The 21,952-nt window shown below is 59.6% G+C and carries 20 protein-coding genes and 1 riboswitch; of the genes, 11 read left to right on the forward strand and 9 right to left on the reverse strand.

The features are described 5' to 3' along the window. Positions 1–60: 60 nt before the first annotated feature. Together ACQZ63_RS08905 and ACQZ63_RS08910 are read right to left on the reverse strand one after the other, a co-directional pair. On the reverse strand, positions 61–1,434 hold the full coding sequence (locus ACQZ63_RS08905) for an aspartate aminotransferase family protein (protein ID WP_019564740.1): 1,374 nt from the start codon (positions 1,432–1,434) through the stop codon (positions 61–63). A gap of 14 nt (positions 1,435–1,448) precedes the next feature. Then, positions 1,449–2,285, reverse strand: coding sequence for a GNAT family N-acetyltransferase (locus tag ACQZ63_RS08910; RefSeq protein WP_113555389.1), 837 nt, complete (start codon positions 2,283–2,285; stop codon positions 1,449–1,451). A gap of 324 nt (positions 2,286–2,609) precedes the next feature. Between ACQZ63_RS08910 and ACQZ63_RS08915 the strand changes: the two genes are divergently transcribed. Together ACQZ63_RS08915 and ACQZ63_RS08920 are read left to right on the forward strand one after the other, a co-directional pair. Next, positions 2,610–3,278 carry a haloacid dehalogenase type II gene (locus ACQZ63_RS08915; RefSeq protein ID WP_003511068.1) on the forward strand — a complete coding sequence of 223 codons (669 nt, stop codon included), beginning with the start codon at positions 2,610–2,612 and terminating at the stop codon, positions 3,276–3,278. A gap of 14 nt (positions 3,279–3,292) precedes the next feature. Beyond that, positions 3,293–4,567, forward strand: coding sequence for an NAD(P)/FAD-dependent oxidoreductase (locus ACQZ63_RS08920; protein ID WP_003511067.1), 1,275 nt, complete (start codon positions 3,293–3,295; stop codon positions 4,565–4,567). 270 nt (positions 4,568–4,837) lie between these two features. Here ACQZ63_RS08920 and ACQZ63_RS08925 read toward each other — a convergent pair whose 3' ends face one another. The 6 genes from ACQZ63_RS08925 to argE form a co-directional block, all read right to left on the reverse strand. After that, a complete protein-coding gene (locus ACQZ63_RS08925) occupies positions 4,838–6,295 on the reverse strand; it encodes an NAD-dependent succinate-semialdehyde dehydrogenase (RefSeq protein ID WP_019564737.1) in 1,458 nt (485 codons plus the stop codon). A gap of 15 nt (positions 6,296–6,310) precedes the next feature. Then, positions 6,311–7,354 (reverse strand): tartrate dehydrogenase, encoded by a 1,044-nt coding sequence (locus ACQZ63_RS08930; RefSeq protein WP_019564736.1) that lies wholly within the window; start codon positions 7,352–7,354, stop codon positions 6,311–6,313. Positions 7,355–7,367: 13 nt separating this feature from the next. Continuing rightward, on the reverse strand, positions 7,368–8,831 hold the full coding sequence (locus tag ACQZ63_RS08935; protein ID WP_019564735.1) for an aldehyde dehydrogenase family protein: 1,464 nt from the start codon (positions 8,829–8,831) through the stop codon (positions 7,368–7,370). 307 nt (positions 8,832–9,138) lie between these two features. Next, a complete protein-coding gene (locus ACQZ63_RS08940; RefSeq protein WP_019564733.1) occupies positions 9,139–9,495 on the reverse strand; it encodes a cupin domain-containing protein in 357 nt (118 codons plus the stop codon). A 26-nt stretch (positions 9,496–9,521) separates the two neighbouring features. Continuing rightward, positions 9,522–10,445 (reverse strand): 2-hydroxyacid dehydrogenase, encoded by a 924-nt coding sequence (locus ACQZ63_RS08945; RefSeq protein ID WP_019564732.1) that lies wholly within the window; start codon positions 10,443–10,445, stop codon positions 9,522–9,524. A gap of 24 nt (positions 10,446–10,469) precedes the next feature. Next, on the reverse strand, positions 10,470–11,594 hold the full coding sequence (gene argE, locus ACQZ63_RS08950) for an acetylornithine deacetylase (RefSeq protein ID WP_019564731.1): 1,125 nt from the start codon (positions 11,592–11,594) through the stop codon (positions 10,470–10,472). Positions 11,595–11,805: 211 nt separating this feature from the next. Here argE and ACQZ63_RS08955 point away from each other — a divergent pair, with 211 nt between their 5' ends. The 5 genes from ACQZ63_RS08955 to ACQZ63_RS08975 all read left to right on the forward strand — a co-directional run bounded on the left by ACQZ63_RS08955 (position 11,806) and on the right by ACQZ63_RS08975 (position 16,457). Next, on the forward strand, positions 11,806–12,684 hold the full coding sequence (locus ACQZ63_RS08955; protein WP_019564730.1) for a GNAT family N-acetyltransferase: 879 nt from the start codon (positions 11,806–11,808) through the stop codon (positions 12,682–12,684). Between the two features lie 39 nt (positions 12,685–12,723). Beyond that, positions 12,724–12,959, forward strand: a riboswitch (cobalamin riboswitch). A gap of 165 nt (positions 12,960–13,124) precedes the next feature. Continuing rightward, the gene (locus ACQZ63_RS08960) at positions 13,125–14,156 is read left to right on the forward strand and encodes an ABC transporter substrate-binding protein (protein WP_019564729.1); all 1,032 of its coding nucleotides are present in this window, start codon (positions 13,125–13,127) and stop codon (positions 14,154–14,156) included. Further along, a complete protein-coding gene (locus ACQZ63_RS08965; protein ID WP_003511052.1) occupies positions 14,153–15,181 on the forward strand; it encodes a FecCD family ABC transporter permease in 1,029 nt (342 codons plus the stop codon). Before ACQZ63_RS08960 ends, ACQZ63_RS08965 begins: the two co-directional genes overlap by 4 nt. Then, a complete protein-coding gene (locus tag ACQZ63_RS08970; RefSeq protein WP_113555387.1) occupies positions 15,178–15,978 on the forward strand; it encodes an ABC transporter ATP-binding protein in 801 nt (266 codons plus the stop codon). The genes ACQZ63_RS08965 and ACQZ63_RS08970 overlap by 4 nt, the downstream gene beginning before the upstream one ends. Beyond that, a complete protein-coding gene (locus ACQZ63_RS08975) occupies positions 15,975–16,457 on the forward strand; it encodes a pseudoazurin (protein WP_019564727.1) in 483 nt (160 codons plus the stop codon). The genes ACQZ63_RS08970 and ACQZ63_RS08975 overlap by 4 nt, the downstream gene beginning before the upstream one ends. Before the next feature lie 173 nt (positions 16,458–16,630). On the opposite strand, the gene ACQZ63_RS08980 is transcribed toward ACQZ63_RS08975, so the two are convergent. Continuing rightward, positions 16,631–17,455: a class I SAM-dependent methyltransferase gene (locus ACQZ63_RS08980; RefSeq protein WP_019564726.1), complete on the reverse strand. Its 825-nt coding sequence runs from the start codon at positions 17,453–17,455 to the stop codon at positions 16,631–16,633. A 113-nt stretch (positions 17,456–17,568) separates the two neighbouring features. On the opposite strand from ACQZ63_RS08980, the gene ACQZ63_RS08985 reads away from it, so the two are divergent. The 4 genes from ACQZ63_RS08985 (at position 17,569) to ACQZ63_RS09000 (ending at position 21,746) form a co-directional block, all read left to right on the forward strand. Then, positions 17,569–18,702, forward strand: coding sequence for an ABC transporter substrate-binding protein (locus tag ACQZ63_RS08985; protein ID WP_003511043.1), 1,134 nt, complete (start codon positions 17,569–17,571; stop codon positions 18,700–18,702). 94 nt (positions 18,703–18,796) lie between these two features. Continuing rightward, the gene (locus tag ACQZ63_RS08990) at positions 18,797–19,936 is read left to right on the forward strand and encodes an ABC transporter substrate-binding protein (protein WP_013761636.1); all 1,140 of its coding nucleotides are present in this window, start codon (positions 18,797–18,799) and stop codon (positions 19,934–19,936) included. Next, entirely contained in the window at positions 19,933–21,000 is a 1,068-nt protein-coding gene (locus ACQZ63_RS08995) for a FecCD family ABC transporter permease (RefSeq protein WP_019564724.1), read from the forward strand. Before ACQZ63_RS08990 ends, ACQZ63_RS08995 begins: the two co-directional genes overlap by 4 nt. Continuing rightward, positions 20,994–21,746, forward strand: a complete 753-nt coding sequence (locus ACQZ63_RS09000; protein ID WP_019564723.1) for an ABC transporter ATP-binding protein — start codon at positions 20,994–20,996, stop codon at positions 21,744–21,746. Before ACQZ63_RS08995 ends, ACQZ63_RS09000 begins: the two co-directional genes overlap by 7 nt. Positions 21,747–21,952: the final 206 nt, after the last annotated feature.

Genomic DNA, 21,952 nt, shown 5'->3' on the forward strand with positions numbered 1-21,952 from the left:
CGAATATGTGCGGCGTTGCGACATTTCGAGAAGGTGCCGCAACGCCATCCACTGTTCGCCTCAGGCCATGGCGGCCCGCACTGCCGGGTCCTCGAGCGTCTGGTCGAGGGTTTTCCGCGTCCGCTCTATAATGGCGTCGATCTCGTCATCGGTGCAACACAGCGGCGGCGCGTAGCCGAGGATGCCGTTGGCGAAGGCGCGCACGATGAGGCCGTTTTCCCAGGCGCGGTCAAAAACCTTGCGTGCAGGGGCCGCTGCAGCCGGCAGCGGGGTTTTCTTCTCTTTGTCGGTCACGAGTTCGATAGCGGCAAGCATGCCCCGGCCACGTACATCGCCAACCAGCGGATGGCTTCTCAATCCTTCCAGCCCGGCCATCAGCCGCTGACCGGCGCGCCGGCCGTTTTCCAGCAGCCCGCCCTCGTAAAGTTTCAGCACTTCGAGACCAACGGCGGCACTGACGGGATGGGCGGAATAGGTATAACCGTGCCCGACCGCGGCATCGCCGGCGAAGTCGGCTATTGTATCATAAACATGGTCGGCCATGAAGACGGCGCCCATCGGCACATAGCCCGAAGTCAGACCCTTGGCGGCCGTGATGAAGTCCGGCACGATATCTTCGTCGGCACAGGCAAACAGTGGTCCCGTGCGGCCGAAGCCGGTGATGACTTCGTCGGCAACGAAGAGAATGCCGTAGGAACGGCAGAGTTCTCGCATGGCCTTGATCCAGCCAGGCGGCGGCACCAGAACGCCACCGGAGCCCTGAATGGGCTCGGCATAAAAGGCGGCGACCCGCTCCGGGCCGATAGCCTCGATCTTGTCCTTCAGGATTTGCAGGGAAGAGGCGATGATGGCGGCGGGGTCGCTGCCGACCGGATTGCGATAGGCATAGTGAGACGGAATTTTGTGCTGCCAGTCGTAAGGCACGCCGAAACCTGCATGGAAGGCGGGCAGCGCAGTCAGGCCTGAACCGGCGGTGGTGGAGCCGTGATAACCCTGTTCGACGGAAATGAACTGGTCGCGCTGCGGCTGGCCTTTGGCGTGCCAGTAATATCGGATGAAGCGGATGGTGCTGTCCACCGCGTCGGATCCGCCAAGCGTGAAATAGACGTGGTTGAGATCGCCCGGCGCGCGGTCGGCGAGTTCGGAGGCGAGGCGGATGGCGGGTTCGCTGCCAATGTCGAAATAGGCAGTGGCATAGGGCAGTTCACGCATCTGCTTTGCCGCCGCTTCCACGATGCTGTCATGGCCATAGCCTGCATTGACGCACCAGAGGCCGGCAAAACCGTCGATCAGCTGGTGGCCGGTCATGTCGGTAATCGTGGCACCCTTTGCCGATTTCAGCACGCGAACGCCAAGCTTTTCATGGCCGCGGAAGGAAGAGACAGGGTGCACCAGATGGGCGCGGTCGAGCTCGATCAGTGAATTGCTTAACATGGGTCTCTCCGGATTCAGCCCAGCGCCTGGCTGGTCAACGCGAATGTTTTCAGTTTTTTGTCGGCAGAGGTTTCCGCCTTCGGCCGGCGCATGGCGATGCCGCCACCGACATGGGCAAGACCGTATTCGGCAAGCCAGGGACCGAGTCCCGTCTCGGTGGTGGTGTCTACGCGCAGGAATGCGCCGGGGCGCTCGGAAACTACGAAGGCAATCAAATCCTTTGCGATTTCAGCAGTTTCCGCGACAATCGGGCCGATGACTTCACCACGGCCAAAGGCGCGAAGGCCTGCAAAGCCCATGATGGCGCCATGCTTTTGAACCACCGCAAACCGTGCCCTATCCGCAAGCTCGGTAAAGAGTGCCGTACGATCCGCACCGAATGCCTGCGCGTCGAGTGCGGCAAGCTCGGCCGGTACAATCGTTTCTGCCCATGCCACGTTAGCGGGCTTATCGGCGGCCGTAGGAATTCCCTGGTGCTGACGCACCTCGCCGCATGCGACGAAACCCATCTTCTCATAGAGTGGGAGGCCTTCAGCGGTGGCGGTCAGACGGCACTCGCGATTTTCCGCAGCATCGACGACCGCCTGCATCAGCTTGCGTCCGAGACCACGGCCGCGCATGGCCTCGTCCACGATCACCATGTTGACGGTGGCGCAGGTGTCTCCGAGAAGCGTGGCCATTGCGGTTCCGACGACGCGACCGTTTTTGATAGCGACGAAACCCTTGCTCAGTGAAAGGACGAGCGCCCAGTCTTCCCGGCGGTGTGGCCAACCGGCCTGGCGGGAAAGCTCGACGGCGGCGTCGAGGTGTTGCGGCTCAAATTTCTGGATATCGATGAGGCTGGCTTGCATGGCCCAACTCCGTTTTATTCTTCATGTTCATTGATAGACCGGCGGCAAAAGAACATTGTCCCGACGAATGGCAAGGTTCGATATGTTTCACTGTTGCTTTTACCCGCCGCCGCATCTTATGCCGCACATCATCTGCTTCCATCCGCAGAACGGGGGTGGGCGGCGGCTTCCGGTTTTGTCGCACGCAACTCTCTGCCAAACTGGCGGCTGCATACGCAACAATCTGCTTTCGCGAATGGCAATTGCAGTGCGTCGACCGGGCAAAGGCCTCTATGATCTTGTTATTGCAGCCACCACCCATCCCCAAGCAAGGACGACGACGACATGACCATCTTCCGCCCGAAATACATCACTTTCGATTGCCACGGTACGCTGATTCATTTCCAGATGGCAGAAGCTGCCCGCGATCTCTATGGTGATCGTCTGGGCGAGGCCGAGATGCAGCAATTCATCAAGGACTTCTCTGCATATCGCCTGGACGAGGTCATGCATGACTGGAAGCCTTACGCCGAAGTTGTCCATAACGCCCTGTCGCGCACCTGCAAGCGCAACGGTGTGGCCTTCAAGGACGAAGATGCGGTAATGGTGTATGAGCGCGTTCCGACATGGGGTCCGCATGCGGACGTTCCGGCCGGTCTGGCGAAGGTTGCCAAGGAAATTCCGCTGGTCATTCTGTCTAACGCCATGAATTCGCAGATCATGTCGAATGTGGCAAAGCTTGGCGCGCCGTTCCATGCTGTCTATACCGCCGAACAGGCGCAGGCCTACAAGCCGCATTTCAAGGCTTTCGAATATTTGTTCGACATGCTCGGCTGCGGCCCGGAAGATATTCTGCACGTCTCGTCCTCCTTCCGCTACGACCTGATGTCCGCGCACGATCTCGGCATCAAGAACAAGGTCTGGGTCAACCGCGGCCACGAACCGGCAAACCCCTATTACGGTTATACGGAGATCTCCGATATTTCCGGTCTCGCGGGCGTCGTTGGACTGTAAGGAAGGACCGGATCATGAAGCTCGTCTCCTATTGGCACGACACGGCGCCCCTGTTTGCGGGGGCGGCGCAAGGTCCTGTCGAAGGCCATTACGATGTGGCCGTCATTGGTGGCGGCTTCACGGGTCTGGGTGCTGCGCGCCAGCTGGCAAAAGCGGGCGCGCGCGTGGTTGTTCTTGAAGGACAGCGCGTCGGCTGGGGTGCTTCCGGGCGCAATGGCGGCCACCTCAACAACGGGCTGGCCCACTCCTACCTCTCCGCCAAGGCGGAACTCGGTAAGGAGCGCGCCATCGCGCTCTACAAGGCGCTGGATGCCTCGATCGACACGCTGGAAAGCCTGATCGCCGAGGAAGGGATCGATTGTAATTTCCGCCGCGCCGGCAAGCTGAAAATGGCTTCGAAACCGCAGCATTTCGAAAGTCTGGCGAAAAATTTCGAGGCTGTTCATGCCGAGGTGGATCCCGACACGGCGCTTCTGTCGGTTGACGATCTCAAGGCGGAAATCGGCTCTCCCTTTTATGGCGCCATGCTGTCCAAGAAGAGCGCTATGATGCATATGGGCCGCTATGTGGCCGGCCTTGCGCAGGCTGCCAGCCGCCATGGTGCGGTGATCTTTGAAAATGCGGCGGTGACGAAACATACTCAGAACGGAAAGACACACACGCTGGAAACGGCGCGCGGCAAGGTCACCGCGGATAATGTTCTTGTGGCAACCGGCGCCTACACGCCCTCCGGCTTCGGCTATTTCCGCCGCCGCATCATCGCGGTCGGCAGTTTCATCATCGCCACGCGGCCGTTGACGGATGCCGAGATCAAGGCGTCCGTCCCGGGTAACCGCACCTACGTCAACACCATGAATATCGGCAATTATTTCCGCCTCGCACCGGACAACCGGTTGATCTTCGGCGGCCGCGCGCGCTTTTCCACGACATCGGACCAGCGTTCGGATGCCAAAAGTGGCGCGATCCTGATGGATAGCCTGCACCGCATATTCCCGCAGCTTGCGCATGTGCCAATCGATTATTGCTGGGGCGGACTGGTTGATATGACCAAGGACCGTTATCCCCGCGCCGGTTTCCATGATGGCGTCTGGTACGCCATGGGCTATTCCGGCCACGGCGCCCAGCTTTCCACCCATCTGGGCATGATCATGGCTGACGCCATTCTGGGCCGCCCGGACAACAACCCGCTGAAGGGGATGGACTGGCCGGCGGTGCCTGGCCATTTCGGCAAGCCCTGGTTTCTTCCCTTGGTGGGGCTTTATTACAAGATGCTGGATAAGATTCAGTAGCGCGTCAGTTCATTCCTTCGTCATGCTGGACTTGATCTGGCATCCAGCGACTGCGCGCCTGCACGGTGAATAGTCTCTTACGATCAATGACGTGATCGCGCTGGACCCCGGATCCAGTCGGGGGTCACGACACGTGAATGCCGTGGCTTTGCCAAACCAATTCATTCCTCCGGATTTTTCTTCCACCCCTGGGAATGCTGCTTTTCAATTTCGCACCAAAAAAAGAAGGGCCGCAGAGCGGCCCTTTAGGCGGGGAGAAAGAAACAGTCTTCAGGCAAGTCCACCGATGTGGAACGTCTTCATTTCCAGATATTCCTCGATGCCGACCTGTGCGCCTTCGCGGCCGAGGCCGGATTGCTTGACGCCGCCGAAGGGGGCGACTTCGGTGGAGATCGCGCCGGTATTGAGGCCGACCATACCGAACTCCAGCGCCTCGCCCACGCGCCAGGCGCGTTTGAGGCTTTCAGTGTAGAAGTAGGCGGCAAGGCCGAAGGGCGTGCCGTTGGCGATCGCAATCGCCTCCTCTTCCGTCTCGAAGCGGAAGAGCGGGGCGACTGGCCCGAAGGTCTCTTCGCTCGCCAGCCGCATGGCGGTTGTTGCGCCCGTCAGCACCACCGGTGCGGTATATTGCGAACCTGCAGGCAGATCATGAGGCTTGGTAATGATCTCGGCGCCCTTGGAAACGGCGTCATCGATATGCGCGCGGATTTTTGCGATTGCCGGCTCATTGATCATCGGACCGATGGAAACACCCAGTTCCGTTCCGGGTCCGACACGCATGGCATCGACGCGATCAGCCAGTTTTTTCGCAAATGCATCGTAAACGCTCGCCTGAACGAGAATGCGGTTGGCGCAGACGCAGGTCTGACCGCCATTGCGGAATTTCGAAACGAGCGCGCCTTCGATGGCGAGATCGAGATCTGCATCGTCGAATACGATGAAAGGGGCATTGCCGCCGAGTTCCAGCGACAGTCGTTTTACACTGTCGGCCGCACCGCGCATCAACAGCGAACCGACACGGGTAGAGCCTGTGAAGGAAATTTTCCGCACCGTCTCATTGGCCATGATCTCGTTGCCGATCTCCGTCGGCATGCCGGTGACGATGTTGATGACGCCAGCCGGAATGCCTGCACGTTCGGCAAGAACGCCGAGCGCTAGGGCCGAATAGGGCGTGAATTCCGAGGGCTTGATGACTACGGTGCAGCCAGCCGCCAATGCAGGTGCGACCTTGCGGGTGATCATGGCGTTCGGGAAATTCCACGGTGTGATGATGCCGCAGACACCGACCGGCTCCTTCAGCACCACGATACGGCGATCCGGCGTCGGAGAGGGAATGGTGCCGCCGCTGATGCGTCGGCCTTCTTCCGCAAACCACTTGACGAAGGATGCTCCGTAACGGATTTCGCCCTTGGCCTCTTCAAGTGGCTTGCCCTGTTCGATGGTCAACATCAGGCCGAGATCGTCGATGTGTTCGATCATCAACGCGAACCATTTTTCCAGAAGCGCCGCGCGCTCCGCGTGCGTTTTCTTCTTCCACGGCCCGAAGGCAGCGTTGGCGGCTTCGATGGCCGCGCGGGTTTCCACGCTGCCCATATCCGGCACGGTGCCGATCACCGCCTGCGTCGCCGGGTCGATCACGTCGACCGTCTTGCCTGATGCGGCCGCTTTCCATGCGCCGCCGATCAAACCCATCTGGCGAAAGAGTTCCTTATCCTTCAAGCCCTGCATTATCTGTCTCCGAAATCAGTCGAGAGCCGCGACAACTGCGGCAGTTATTACGTCTGTCTTGTCCTTGCCCGGCACGGTGCCAATGCCCTGGCCGGTCGCCTTTTCCAGCGCCGCCATGACCCGCTTGGCCGCATCCGCCTCACCCAGATGCTCCAGCATCATGGCGCCGGACCAGATGGCGGCGATGGGGTTGGCAATGCCGAGATGGGCGATGTCAGGGGCTGAACCGTGCACCGGCTCGAACATGGAGGGTGCCGTGCGGTTGGGATTGATATTGGCGGAGGCGGCAAAACCGAGGCCGCCCTGAATGGCTGCGCCGAGATCGGTCAGGATATCGCCGAAGAGGTTCGAGGCGACCACGACATCAAGGCTTTCCGGCGCCATCACCATGCGCGCCGCCATGGCGTCGATATGGTAACTGGAAACTTCAACATCCGGATATTCGGCGGCGAGCTTTTGCGTCACCTCGTCCCAGAACACCATCGAATATTTCTGGGCGTTGGATTTGGTGACGGAAGCCAACTTGCCGCGACGCTTTTGCGCCTGCTCGAAGCCGAAGCGCAGGATGCGTTCCACGCCCTTGCGGGTGAAGATGGAGGTTTCGACAGCGACCTCGTCTTCGGTGCCCTGATGCACGCGTCCGCCGGCACCGGAATATTCACCTTCGGTATTTTCGCGGATGCAGAGAATGTCGAATCCATCCGCTTTCAACGGTCCCTGCACGCCGGGCAGAAGCCGGTGCGGGCGGATATTGGCGTATTGCACAAATGCCTTGCGGATCGGCAGAAGCAGGCCGTGCAACGATACCGAATCCGGCACCTCCGCTGGCCAGCCGACCGCGCCCAGCAGAATGGCGTCGAAGCCGCGCAGGGTCTCGATGCCATCCTTCGGCATCATCGCGCCGGTCTCCTTGTAGAAGGCGCAGGACCAGGGGAATTCGGTGCCTTCAAGCGCAAAACCGGAGCTTTTTGCTGCGGTGTTGAGAACCTGCCAGGCGGCATCAGTCACGCTTTTGCCGATGCCGTCTCCGGGAATGAGTGCGATGCGATGCGTTTTCAAGATGTTTCCCCTGTTACAGTCCGATCAGGACGCTTTTGCTCTTGCGGTTGGCGAGATAGGCCTCCCGTCCGAGATCCTTGCCGATGCCGGAGCGTTTGTAACCGCCGGTCGGCAGGATATGGTCGCGGGAGCGGCCATAACGGTTGACCCAGATCGTTCCTGCCTGGATGGCGCGAGACAGGCGCATGACGCGCGAGATATCGCGGCTGAAAAGACCCGCGGCAAGACCGTAGGTAGGATGATCGGCGAGCGCCAGCGCCTCTTCTTCCGTCTTGAAGGTTTGCAGGGTCAGCACTGGCCCGAATATCTCTTCTGTGACAGCAGGGGAGGTCTGGTCGACATTTGCGATCAAGGTCGGCTGGTAGAAATAACCCGGACCGTCCATGATCGCGCCACCCGTCAGGCATTCGCCGCCATGGGCGACAGCCGCCTGCACGATGCCGTCAATGCGCTGGCGCTGCACTTCGGAGATGATCGGCGAATACTGTGTTGCTTCGTCCCAGGTCGGGCCGGGCTTCACTGTCTTCATGCGAGCGATAATTGCGGCGGAAAGCGCCTCTGCGACACTCTCTTCAACGATGATGCGCGAGCCGGCAACGCAGGCCTGCCCGGCATTGGACAGAATATTGCCGGCGATCGCGGCGGCGGCTTTTTCGATATCGGCATCTGCAAAAACCAGCTGCGGACTTTTGCCGCCCAGTTCCAGCGTCATGGGCTTGACGCCGGTACGCGCGATATTTGCCATGATGGCCGAACCTGCTGCCGTCGATCCGGTGAAGCTGACCTTGGAAATTTCGGGATGGCCGGTGATGGCATTGCCTGTCACAGGCCCGTCACCCAGCACGATGTTGATGAGCCCGGCGGGCAGCCCTGCCTTGATGGCCAGTTGCGCCATGAAAATGCTGGAGAAGGGCGTCATTTCCGATGGTTTCAGCACTACGGCATTGCCGGCTGCGAGTGCCGGGCCAAGCTTCCAGCCCGCCATGGACACCGGAAAATTCCAGGGCGTAATGGCGCCGACGACGCCATAGGGCTCGGTCATGATCATGCCGACGCTTGTATCGTCGGTCGGTACGAGATCACCGCCCTCCTTGTCTGCAAATTCGGCAAAGAAGCGGATCTGTTCGGCAGTGACGGCGATATCGCCGGCAATCAGGTGGCCCACGGGCCGGGTCGAGGAGAGCGCCTCGATTTTTGCCAGCGTCTCGGCTTCCTGCTCGATCAGGTCTGCCCAGCGTTGCAGCACCCTGGTGCGCTCACGCGGGCGCACGCCGCCCCAGTTACTGCTCTTCAGTGCGGCTTTGGCGGTTTGCACCGCCTCATCGACAAGTGCCGCATCCGCCTTCGGGCAACCGGCATATTCGATGCCGTCCGAAGGACGATGCATGTCGATGCCGTTTTTAGCCGGGACCAGCCGGTCGCCGATGAAATGGCCGATCGGCAGGGACAGGCTGTCTGGATCGAAGCTGAGCGTCATGGATGATCCTCTGTGGATATGCGCCAAAGCTACTCCCTGATGGCAAGCAGCATCGACCGACTGCGGCGGGGGCGGTGAACGAAAATCCTGTTTTGCTGGTGGCCCACAGCGCAATCTTCGGCGGGCATGAAGACCGCGCCGAAAACCTTGCGACGGGTCCGATCGAGGGCCGTAAATCCGGTCGAAAGGCATCCGGGCAGGATACCCATGTAAACCATGGCTGGCATCCGCCTGCGGATTGCCAGCCATCGCTGTTCTCAAAAATGCCTCTCCATCAGCCGGGATGCCAGGCATGCTGTTCGGCAAATCATCCGTTCACGGTCACATAGATCTTGCGCACGGTTTCGATTGTCTTCCAGACGCCAACGAAACCGGGCTTCATGACGAAGCTGTCGCCCGCCGTGTAACGCAGCGGCGCGCCGCCCTCCGGTGTGATCTCGATAACGCCTTCGAGAATGTGGCAGAACTCGAATGTCTCGCCCTTGATCGAGCGGCTTTCGCCGGGGGTCGCTTCCCAGATGCCGGTATGCACGGTGCCATCACGGGCTTCATCTAGCGGCCAGGTTTTGAACGACGGGTCGCCGGCGATGAGGCGTTCGGGCAGGGCCTTGGAGGCTTTCGGTTCAAAGGTGGGATTGGTGTCGATGGTCTTGAGGAGAGACATGGGTGTCCTTTCTTGGAACGGTAGGATCAATATCCGCGGCTACGGTCAACGAGGCCGAGCGGTTCGAGACCGGATTCGTATCGTTTGATATTTTCGACGACGGTGCGGGCAGCGGAATGGGGCTGGGTGACGCTGGCAATATGCGGCGTCAGGAGAATTTTCGGATGGGTCCAGAAGCGGTGGTCTTTGGGCAGGGGCTCCGGATCGGTAACGTCAATCACCGCACCTGAAAGCCTGTCGCTGTTGAGTGCATCGAGCAAAGCGTCATGATCGAGCTGTTTGCCGCGCCCGGCGTGAACCAGAGCAGCCCCTTCGGGAAGCATCCCAAGACGCTCGGCGTTCAGAAGCCCCGTGGTCTCTTCGGTGAGAGGCAGCAGGCAGACGAGAATATCGCTGGTGGAGAGAATGGATTTGAGGCCGTCGTCGCCATGATGGCAGGTGACGCCATCGATCTGACGCTGTGAGCGGCTCCAGCCGGAAAGCGGAAAGCCGAAAGGTTTCAGCCGCTCCAGCGCCGCAACGCCTAGCATACCGAGGCCGAGAACGCCCACCCGGCACTCTTCCGCCTGACGCTGGGGCAGGGCATTCCACAGTTGCTGGCGCTGCTGGTTTAAATAGACTGGCAGGTTGCGGTGGAGGGAAAGTACGCCGAGGCAGATATATTCCTGCATCATGCGGATGATGCCCTCATCCACCATGCGTACGACCTTTACCGTCTCAGGGATCGCCTCGATGTGAAACTGGTCGACACCCGCGCCAATCGAAAACAGGACTTCGAGATTGCGATACCGGGCAATGTCCTGTGGTACCGTCCAGGTGATGAGGTAACGGACTGCATCGGGATCGACAGTTGATGCATCCATCGAAAACGGCAGATCAGGCAGTTCTGCAGCTAGGGCCTGCCGGAAAATCTCGCCGCGCTTGGCGTCGGAATTGAAGAGAAACGTCATCTGAAATCTATGCTTCCCGAAGGTTCAAGCCGCACAGCGGCTTGCGAGTGTTTCCAGCATCGACTGGCAGGCCGAAAGTTCGCCCGTCGTTATGAACTCGTCCGGCTTGTGGGCGCGGCCGATATCTCCTGGTCCGCAGATGATGGCGTCGATGCCCGCCGCCTGGAACAGCCCCGCCTCCGTGCCGTAGCTGACGGCGGCGAGACAGGGGGTGCCGGTCAATTCCTCCAGAAACAGAACAAGGGGAGCATTGGCTGCAAGCGAAAGCGCCGGATAATCGCTCATAGGCGTCCACTCGATATCGACACCCTTTGCTGCAAGAACCTCGACGCTTGCGCGAATCGGCCCGAGCAGTTCAAGCGGCGATATGCCGGAAATCGCCCGCGCTTCCAGCTCGATGGCCGAGAAATCGGGGATGATGTTGATCGCCTGGCCGCCCTTCATCGTGCCGATCTGCAGCGAGGAATAGGGCGGCTCGAAAGTCGCTTCAAAGGGGCCTTTCGTCAGCTCATGTGCCGTCTCCACGGCCTTTGCCATGATGCCGGTCATCAGGTGAATGGCATTCACCCCCTGATCAGGGCGGGACGAATGGCCGGAACGGCCACGGATGGTAATGCGAGCTGCTGCTTTGCCCTTGTGTGCACGAACCGCCCGCATATTGCTCGGTTCGCCGATAATTGCGCCCGCCGGTGCGGCGCACAGTTCAGGCAATCTGGCGAGAAGATGCGGAACGCCACGGCAACCCGCCTCTTCGTCATAGGAAAAGGCGATATGCACGGGACGTTTCAGCGCCATGCGCGAAAATGCAGGCGCCGCGGCGAGAACCGTGGCCAGAAAACCCTTCATGTCGGTGGTTCCGCGCCCGTAGAGACGATCATTTTCCGCCCGCAGTGTAAAGGGATCGGAAGACCATTCCGGCTCGCTGGCGGGTACGACATCCATATGGCCGGACAAAACATAGCCGGCGCGATCGGCCGGGCCGAAGGTGGCGAAGAGATTGGCGCGGTCGCCCTCCGGTCCCGCAAGCAGCGATACTTTCGCGCCGTGGCTTTCAAGATAATCGGCGATCCAGCCGGCAATATCGCCATTGGCGGTTCCAACGACCGACGGGAAACCGACGAGACGCTCAAGGATTTCGATTGCGTTCAATGGTCGTCTCCGCTGACCGGATTGTCATCCCGAAAGCTTAGAATGGCCTGCCACGTTTATCTGCTGAAATGCGAATGATTTCGGTAGATTGTTGTGACCTTCCAGTGCTTTCAGAAAATTCGTGCTGGCGTAACCGGCTACCGTCGGATGTCGTGGGCTAGGCCGGGACCGGATGAAGGTTGTGAGCCGTAGGGGATGAGGGCCGTTGGTTATGGACCTGCTCAAAGTCGATAGTTTCGAGCTGCGGACCGTGGATATCGCGGACGTGGATGCCGATCATCTGCATGCACTCTCCATGGCCGTCGGATGGCGATATCACGCGAATGAATGGTGTTTTCTGCGGCAATGCGGCGTGGGTCTCGCTGCGCTCGATGAGATCGACCGTGTTGTCGCAACCGCGATGCTCTTTCCCTATGATCAGGGGTTTGCGACGCTTGGCATGGTCATTGTTTCCCCCCGTTTGCAGGGGCAGGGCGTAGCACCATGGCTTGTGCAGAAACTTGTCGCGAAATTCCCCACTGTCTCCCTGCGGTTGAACGCGACGGGAGCGTCGCGGCGGTTGTTTTCAAGGTTGGGTTTTGCCGGTGATACGGAAAAAGTATATCTGTTCCGGGGAAGGGCGAATTGCCTTTTCGAGATACCGCCGCCCGGCAGAAAACAACGAATAGAGCCGTTATCCGCAGATCATCTGACTGATGTGGTGGAACTAGACCGGGCGGCTTTTGGCGTTTCGCGCCGGAACGTTTTACAGCGACTTTTGACGCAGAATGCGGGTTACGGTGTGTTTGAGGCGGACCGTCTTACCGCTTTTGCGCTGCGCCGTGCGGCGGGGCGGGGCCACATTATCGGTCCGGTCGTTGCGGGTGCGGACATGGATGCGATTGCGCTTGTGAGGCGGCATTTTACCGATCTGGACGATGAGCTGGTGCGTCTCGACACCATCAGCGACAACAATCTCTTTATTGATTTTATTGCGCAATCCGGGCTGGTGGTGATTGAAACCCTTACCACGATGTCCAAAGACGCGCCGCAACCGGCGCCTTCCGGCGCTACAAAAATTTTCGCGTTGGCGGGTCCGTCTTTGTGCTGAGCTGCAGCACTATCGCAATTGACGCCCCGGCGCTTGCCCCTTATGTCAGAAAGCGACGGTTCCTGAAGCCGAAGGGCAAAGGGATTAATAGGGAACATGGTGCGGGTGATTTCTATCGCCCAATGCCGTGGCTGCCCCCGCAACTGTAAGCGGATTGCCGCTCATCCTCGTGACGCCTGAAACGCGTCATGCCACTGCACCCTTCAAGGTGCGGGAAGGCAGATGAACGGCGCATATTCGTGAGCCAGGAGACCTGCCGTCATAATATTGACCATCGTTACGGGCGGGGATGCCCGGAAGAGGAGCTGATTATGACCTTTCCGTCCGCGGAAACGTATTTAGAGTCCCGTTCTCCATCTCCACACTTGTTGTCGCTCTGTCACTACGCGTTTTGACGCGCGGCCTGCGGATCACGCCACTTTATTTAGACTGGAGAACATATGTTTCATTTCAAACGCCTGCCGGTTTCCGCCGGTCTTCTGGCTGTCGCATTAGCGGCCTTGCCCGCCGGTGCCGCTCAGGCTGCCGAAACCACCTATCCGCTGACGATCAATAGCTGCGGCCACGAAATCACCTTCAAGCAGGCGCCCGCCCGCACAGTATCGGTCGGCCAGAGCACGACCGAGGTTCTCTATCTGCTCGGCGTGGCCGACAAGGTGGTAGGCACGGCGCTGTGGATCGGCCCGGTTCTGAAGGGTTACGAAGACGCCAATGCCAAGGTGGAGCGGCTTGCCGACAATGATCCGAGCTTCGAGGCGGTGGTTGGCAAGAGGCCGGACCTCGTGACGACGCAGTTCCAGTGGCAGATCGGTCCCGAAGGCGTTGTCGGAACACCGGAGCAATTCGCCGAACTCGGTATTCCCGTTTATACCTCCCCTGCCGATTGCATGGGCAAGGACAATTCCGGCGGCGGCGACGGCGTGCGCAAGTCCGTTTTCACCATGGACCTGATCTACCAGGAGGTCCGCGACCTTGCGAAAATTTTCAACGTGCAAGATCGCGGCGAGGAAGTCGTTGCCGACCTGAAAAAGCGTGAGGAAGCCGCCCGCGCCAAGATCGCTTCGGCGAATGGCAAGATTTCAGCAGTCTTCTGGTTCTCCAGCGCCGAGTTGGATATCGATCCTTACGTGGCGGGCCGCAATGGTGCGCCGGGTTACATCATGTCCGCGCTCGGACTGAAGAACGTTATCGAAAGCGATGAGGAATGGCCGACTGTTGGCTGGGAAACCATCGCCAAGGCCAATCCGTCCGTGATCGTTGCCGGCAAGATGGACCGCCGGCGTTTCCCCGCCGATGATGTCGCCGTCAAGCTCAAGTTCCTCGCTACCGATCCGGTTGCCAGCATCATGCCCGCCGTCAAGGCGGCCCATGTCTTCGAAATGGACGCGCAGGCGATGAACCCGACCATCCGCACGATCGAAGGCATTGAAACGCTGGCCGAGGCGATTTCCACAGCCGGTCTCGCCAAGTGAACGGTCTTTCCGTCAATCTCGGCAGGGCGGGTCTGGCTTTTGCCGCACTCGCCCTGCTGCTCGTCGCACTGATGGCCGGTGCGGCCATCGGCGAGACTGCCATTCCGTTCGACGTGGTGGCAAAGACCATTGCCAATCGTGTCTTCCATGCGGGTTATCCGCTGGAGCCGCTGGATGAGGGCATCGTCTGGAGTTACCGCCTCAGCCGCGCCGTTGTTGCCGCGTGCTGTGGCGCCTCGCTGGCGCTGGCCGGTGCGGTGCTTCAATCACTTCTGCGCAACCCGCTCGCCGATCCCTATATCCTCGGTATTTCCGCAGGCGCCTCAACCGGGGCCGTGGCCGTGGCGCTTCTGGGCTTCGGGGCGGGGTTCCTGACGATGCCGGCCGGCGCCCTGATCGGGGCTTTTGTGGCTTTTTCGCTTGTCAGCCTTCTGGCGGTGCGGGCAGGGCACGGCAACAGCGCCATCATCTTGGCGGGGGTCGCCGGTTCGCAACTGTTCAACGCCATGACGTCGTTCATCGTCACCAAATCCGCCAATGCCGAACAGGCGCGCGGCATCATGTTCTGGCTGCTGGGCAATCTTTCGGGCGTGCGCTGGCCGGATGTCTGGCTGGCTTTGCCGGTCAGTATTGCGGGTCTAGGGGTGTGCCTCTGGTACGCACGCGCGCTTGATGCTTTCGCTTTCGGCGGTCAGGCAGCAGCTTCGCTCGGTATTCCGGTGCGCCGGGTCTATGCGGTGCTGATCTCGGTTTCGGCGGTCATGACGGCAGTCATGGTGTCGCTGGTCGGTTCCATCGGCTTCGTCGGTCTCGTCATCCCGCATGCGGCGCGCATCTTCGTTGGCGTTCGCCACGGCATGTTGCTGCCGGTGACGGCGCTAACCGGTGCAATTTTCATGATCATCGCAGATATTCTTTCGCGCACCGTCATTCCGGGGCAGGTGCTGCCGATCGGCGTGATCACTGCGCTGGTCGGCGCGCCCGCCTTCGCCTTCATTCTCGGGCAGAAGAGAGGCCGGTCATGAAATTATCCGCCCACGATCTGCATTTTCATGCCGGCAATCTCGACATCGTGCGCGGTGTTTCGCTGGAGGTCGCCCCGGGCGAGTTTCTGGGTATCATCGGGCCGAACGGTTCGGGTAAAAGCACGCTGCTTTCCATGCTGGCCGGCATTCGCATGCCGCGTCGGGGTCATGTCATGCTTGGTGAGGAACGGCTTGCCACATTCGGGCGGCGCGAACTTGCCCGCAGGCTGGCCTTTGTGGAGCAGCAGGCCGAAACCACCGAGCGCATCAGCGCGCGACAGGCCGTGGAACTGGGGCGCACGCCCTATCTCGGCCCGCTTTCCGCATGGTCGCCAAAGGACGATGCCATCGTCGATGCGGCGCTCGGAAATGTCGATATGGCGGACAAGGCCGAGCGAAACTGGCATCACCTTTCCGGCGGCGAACGCCAGCGCCTGCACATTGCCCGCGCATTGGCGCAGGAGCCGCATATTCTGCTGCTGGACGAACCAACAAACCATCTCGATATCGGCCACCAGATCGGCTTGCTCGATCTGGTGCGCAGGCAGGGACTGACGGTTGTGGCGGCGCTGCATGATCTCAATCACGCCGCCATGTTCTGCGACCGCGTCGCCATCATGCATCGCGGTGAAATGATCGCTGTCGGCCCACCGCGCGAGGTCCTCACCTCTGCGACCATCGCCGATGTGTTCGGGGTGCAATCCGTCGTCACCACGGATGAAAGCGGATTTTCACATATTCGTTTTCTGCCGGCCCACGGTGCGGCCGATCACGCAAGGAAAGCAACGGCACGATGATGAAATTGAAAAGACTTGTAAATCTCCGCTTTGGCGCGCGACAGCTTTGCGTTTCCGCGGGACTTGCCATGGTTGTGGCCACAGGGTTTTCCATTCAAGCCGGAGCCGAGACCTTCGAGGTGAAGATGCTGAACCGTGGCGAAAAGGGCTCCATGGTGTTCGAGCCCGATTTTCTGGAGATCGCTCCCGGCGACCGCGTGCGCTTCGTGCCGAGCCACAAGAGCCATAATGCCGCGACGATCGATGGTATGGTTCCCGAAGATATTGAAGGTTTCAAAAGCCGGATCAACGTCGAATTCGAGACCGGTTTCGAAAAGCCAGGCTTTTACGGCATCAAATGCTCGCCGCATTACGGCATGGGCATGGTTATGCTGATCAAGGTGGGGGACGCGGTTTTGCCGCAGAGCTACAGGACGGTAGAGGTCCCAGGCCGGGCGAAGCCGCGCTTTGAGGAGCTATTCGAGCGGGCGGAAAAATGAGGTCCCTGCATCGCGTTTTCATGCGTCATGCACGACTAGATCCGGCATCCAGCCACGGCGCGTCTGCACCGTGAGAAACTATTATTAAGCGATCAAGGACTTGGTCGCACTGGACCCTGGATCACATCCGGGGTGACGGAGAGCTGGGCGGCAGCTTGGTGGCTTTGGTCGCCCTATCCCTTGCCGGACGTGTGCGGCTTCACGGCGCATATTGCATAACGGTGCTGCAATCCCCGCAAAATGCCTTTCAGCAGACTGAAATTTTTCGCCTGGGCACGATGAATGGCCTGAAGTTCCTGATCGATGGCAACGGGCTCGAAGCCGGTTTCACGCAACAGCGCTGCAACGTCACCAGCTCTTGCACCCTGTGAAAAATAGACCCGCGATAGAATGCTGTTGAAGGTGTTTTCCGGATCCGCCGGCTTGTGCGGCTGGTCCGGCTTCACAAGGCCGATGCTTTCCAGACCCGCCGCCAGCTTCTTGACCAGTCTTTCGCGCCAGCCGGTGTTGACGAAATCGCCATCGACGATCAGCAGGCGTCCGCCGGGTCTCAAGACACGGAACCATTCGGCAAAGCTCGCCTTCGGGTCCACCAGCGTCCAAACCAGATGGCGGGTGATGATGACGTCGGCGCTTTCGTCCGGCTCCATCGTGTTTTCGGCGTCGCCGACAAAAAAGCGGATATTGCGCCCGCGGGTTTTCGCCTTCGCCCTTGCAAGCTCCAGCATGGTTTCCGACCAATCCATGCCGGTGACCTGAAAACCGAGATCGTCCATCAGGTGCGAGATAACGCCGGTGCCGCTGGCCAGATCCAGCGCCTTGCGGCCTTCTCCCTGGCCCAGATGCTTCAAAACCAGCGCGTGCCAGGCCTTGCGCTCTTCTTCGGAGAAAATCTCATGACCCGGGGAAAGGTCGAAAGTCGCGGCGCGGCCGGACCAATAGGTTTTGATTTCGTCTCTCAGACTGTCGTTTTTGCCATAGTGGATAGTGTCGATCATCGGTCTTCAGCTCACATACCGGTCAGTTAAGAATGGCTCTAAAACATAAAACTTGACTAGTATAGTCAGAAAATAATACAGCCGCGCCAGTCAACACTGGAGAGCAATATCCGATGCGCATCTCAGCCAAATCCGCGGCACTTGCCCTTGGCCTTCTCGTATCCGCAGCGTGGCCTGCATTGGCCGAAAAGGTCACCGTCAAGGATGTGACCGGCCGCGACGTGGAAGTCAATGTGCCCGTTTCGCATGTGATCCTCGGCGAAGGCCGTCAGATCTACTTCCTGGCGGCGCTCGACAAGGAAAACCCTTTCCAGCACGTTGTCGGCTGGCGCGACGACCTGGCGAAAGCCGACCCGGAAACCTATGCGGCCTATCTTGCCAAGTACCCTGATATTGCCAAGCTGCCGACCTTTGGCGGCATGAAAGACGGCACCTTCGACATCGAGCAGGCCATTTCGCTGAAGCCAGACGTGATCCTGATGAACATCGACGCGAAGACCGCGACGCAGGAGGCCGGTTACATCGAGAAGCTCGAAAAGGTCGGCATCCCGCTTGTTTACGTCGACTTCCGCGAAAAGCCGATGGAAAACACCGAGCCGAGCATGCGTCTGATGGGCCAGCTGACCGGCAAGGAAAAGATCGCCGAGGACTTCATCAAGTTCCGCGCGGACTCCATCGCCAAGGTCACCGATACGCTCGAAAAGGCCAATCCGAAGAAGCCTGTCGTGTTCGTCGAACGCGCCGGCGGTTATTCCGACGATTGCTGCATGTCCTTCGGCAACGAGAATTTCGGCAAGATGGTCGAACTCGCCGGCGGCATCAACATGGCCAAGGACATCATTCCCGGCACGTTCGGCAACGTCAATCCGGAACAGATCATCGCCTCCAATCCGGAACAGATCATCATCACGGGTGGCAACTGGAACGGTTATGTTCCCGGCGGCAACTGGGTCGGTGTCGGTTATGGCGCGGATATGAAGGAAGCCCACCGCAAGCTTGAAAACCTGACCAAGCGCCCGGCTTTCACCGGGGTACAGGCGGTCAAGAACGGCAATGTCCACGCCATCTGGCACCAGTTCTACAACAACCCGTATCAGTTCGTGGCCATTCAGGAAATCGCCAAGTGGCTGCACCCGGACCTCTTTAAGGATCTCGACCCCGAGGCGACCTTCAAGGAGCTGCATGCCCGCTTCCTGCCGCTCGACTACAAGCCCGGTTACTTTGTGTCGCTGAAGGACACGAAATAAGACAGGGACGGTGAAGGGGAGCGCCGTCCGATCGATGGATGAAGCCGCAGCCATGCGGCTTCATCATTTTCTTTTGGAACTAAGAGGACTTCTCATGCGGCTTAACGCTCTCAGGCATCTTGCGGTGCTGGCTTTGTCTCTTCTCGCTTTACCGGCTTATGCCGGAGAAATCACCGATGTCACCGGACGCAAGGTCGAGCTGGACCTGCCGGTCAAACGTGTCATCGTCGGTGAGGCGCGCCAGATCCACGTCATCGCGGCGCTCAAGGGCGACCAGACCTTCGACACCATTGTCGGCTGGCGTGACGATCTCCTCAAGAAGGACCCTGACAGCTACGCCGCCTATGTCGAGCGCTTTCCGCAGATCGAAAAACTGCCGCGCTTCGGTTATGTGCCGCAGGGCGATTTCAGTCTGGAAACGGCCATTACCCTTTCGCCTGACGTGATCACCCTCAATCTGGAAGCGGAAAAATCCGCCAAGGAAAGTGGTTTCGAAGAGAAGGCCGCCGCCGCCGGAATCAAGATCGTCTATCTCGATTTTCGTATCGATCCCGAAAAGAACAGCGAAGCCTCGATTGAAATTCTCGGGAAAATGTTTGGCGCGCAAGAGCGTGCAAAGGAATTCATCGCCTATCGCCGTGCAGAAATCGCCCGCGTGACCGACCGGCTCGCCAGCGTCAAGGACCTGAAGCGTCCCGGCGTCTTCATCGAGCGCGCGCCCGGCATTTCCGGTGAAGACAATTGCTGCCGCACCTTCGGCCCGGTCAATTTCGGCGCGATGGTCGATCTCGCTGGCGGCCATAATATTGCCGACGGCATCATCAAGACGACGTTCGGCGATCTCAATCCCGAGCAGCTCGTCGTTGCCGATCCGGATCATGTCATCGTCACCGGCTCAAACTGGGCGGCTGAATCCGATATCAACCAGTTCGTTCCCGTTGGACGCGGAGCCGACATGGCTCTTTCCCGTAAAAGACTGACAAACCTGATGAAGCGCACGCCGTTTCCGGAACTGAAGGCTGTCAAACAAGGCAATGTCCATGCCGTGTGGCACCAGTTCTACGGCGCGCCCTACGAGTTCTTTCCGATCCAGCAATTCGCCAAGTGGTTCCATCCCGAGCTCTTCGCCGATCTCGATCCCGAGAAGAATTTTGAGGACTTTCACCGGAAATTCCTGCCCGTCACCTACAAGCCGGGCTACTTCGCATCCCTCGAAAAAGGTTCGAATGAATGAGTTCGTTGAATGAAATCGCCGTTGGCGTGAGTGGGCGCGATCAATATCGCGCCCTTGCCGCACGAAGGATCGTTATTCTCTTCGGGCTTTTCATCGCCCTTTGTTTCAGTATGGCTGCCGACATGGCACTTGGTCCGGCGCGCTACACGATATCAGAAGTTCTGGCGACGATTGCCGATCCGGCTGCTGCTGCAAACCAGCTTCGGGTGGTGATATGGGATATCCGCATGCCGATTGCGCTGATGGCGGTCACCGTCGGCGCGTCGCTTTCGGTTGCGGGCGCACAGATGCAGACCATCCTGTCCAATCCTCTCGCCAGTCCGTTTACGCTCGGCATTTCGGCCGCTGCCAGTTTCGGCGCCGCGCTGGCCCTTGTTGGCGGCGTTGCGATCTTTCCCGGTGCCGTCCAGTACATGGTGCCGATCAACGCCTTCATCATGGCGATGATTGCCGCCCTGTTCATTCATTTTGCCTCGACGATGCGCGGCGTAACCGTGGAGACTATCGTCCTTCTCGGCATCGCGCTGGTGTTCACCTTCAATGCCGCATTGTCGCTGCTTGAATATCTGGCTTCCGAACAGGCGCTCGCCGCCGTCGTTTTCTGGACCATGGGCAGCCTGACCAAGGCCACGTGGGAAAAGGTCTATATCACCGGTGGTATTCTTCTCGTTACGGTGCCGATGTTCATGCGCAACGCATGGGCGCTGACGGCGCTTCGGCTGGGTGACGACAAGGCAGCCAGCATGGGCATCAATGTGCGTCGGCTGCGGCTGCAGACCATGCTGACGGTCAGCCTTCTGGCCGCGATTCCGGTTTCTTTCGTTGGTACCATCGGTTTCGTCGGGCTAGTCGGCCCGCATATAGCCCGCATGGTGGTAGGCGAAGATCAGCGGTTCTTCCTGCCGGGCTCGGTGATCTGCGGGGCGCTGCTGCTTTCGGCAACCTCTGTCATCAGCAAGATACTCATTCCCGGCGCAATTCTGCCAATCGGCGTCATCACGGCGCTGGTTGGCGTACCGTTCTTTTTCGCGCTCATTTTCGGCAACAGGAGACGCGCATGGTAGCGCTCGCATTGAAGGATGTCGGCGCTGCCTACGGCCGCACGACTGTTCTCTCCAAGGTCGGCATCGATACGCTGGAAAGCGGCAGTGTCACGGCGGTTATTGGCCCGAACGCTGCCGGCAAGTCCACGCTTTTCAAGCGCATCGCCAGCTTGATCTCCGGTCCCGGGCTTGTCGAGTTGTCAGATACGGCACGCGGCAACCGGGCCATCTGCTACATGCCGCAGGACACCGGCGCCAACGCCGTGCTGACGGTTTACGAATCCGTGCTTCTGTCCGCCAAGCAGGGCGGCGGGTGGCGTGTTCACGACGATGAGCTGTTTGAGATCGACGCCATTCTCAAGGCGCTGAAAATCCACGATCTCGCCTTCCGGGGGCTCGGCGAATTGTCTGGCGGTCAGCGGCAGCTTGTGTCCCTGGCGCAGGCGCTGGCCCGCAAGCCGGAGGTGCTGTTGATGGACGAGCCGACATCTGCTCTCGACCTCCACCGACAGGTCGAGGTTCTGGGGTTTGTGACCGACCTTGCCCAGAAGACTGGCATGATCGTGCTGATCGCCCTGCACGACCTCAATCATGCGCTTCGTTATTGCGAGAATACGATGGTGATCGCGCGCGGCGAAATGGTGGTGAGCGGCAGCACCGAGACGGTGATAACTCCGGCCATGCTGCGCGATATCTACCGCATCGATGCGCGCATCGAAACCTGTTCGCAGGGCAGGCCGATGGTAATAGTCGACGGCGCAATCTGACGCTATCACAGGACCCGGCCGCGCCTGCCGCCGGGTCTGCGAGTCTCTGGCTGTTGCAGGACCCGCGACCGCACAAATTCTTGATAATAATAGTCATGAAATAGCTGTTCGGTCGAGAGTTTGGGTGCTAGAGGTTTAGACGGGAAAACTGCTTTGTCGTTTGGGGGCTTGCAGTTTCGTTTATCCTTGAAATTTCTCTCGGTTGA

It is taken from the genome of Agrobacterium sp. CG160-95 (assembly GCF_053521725.1).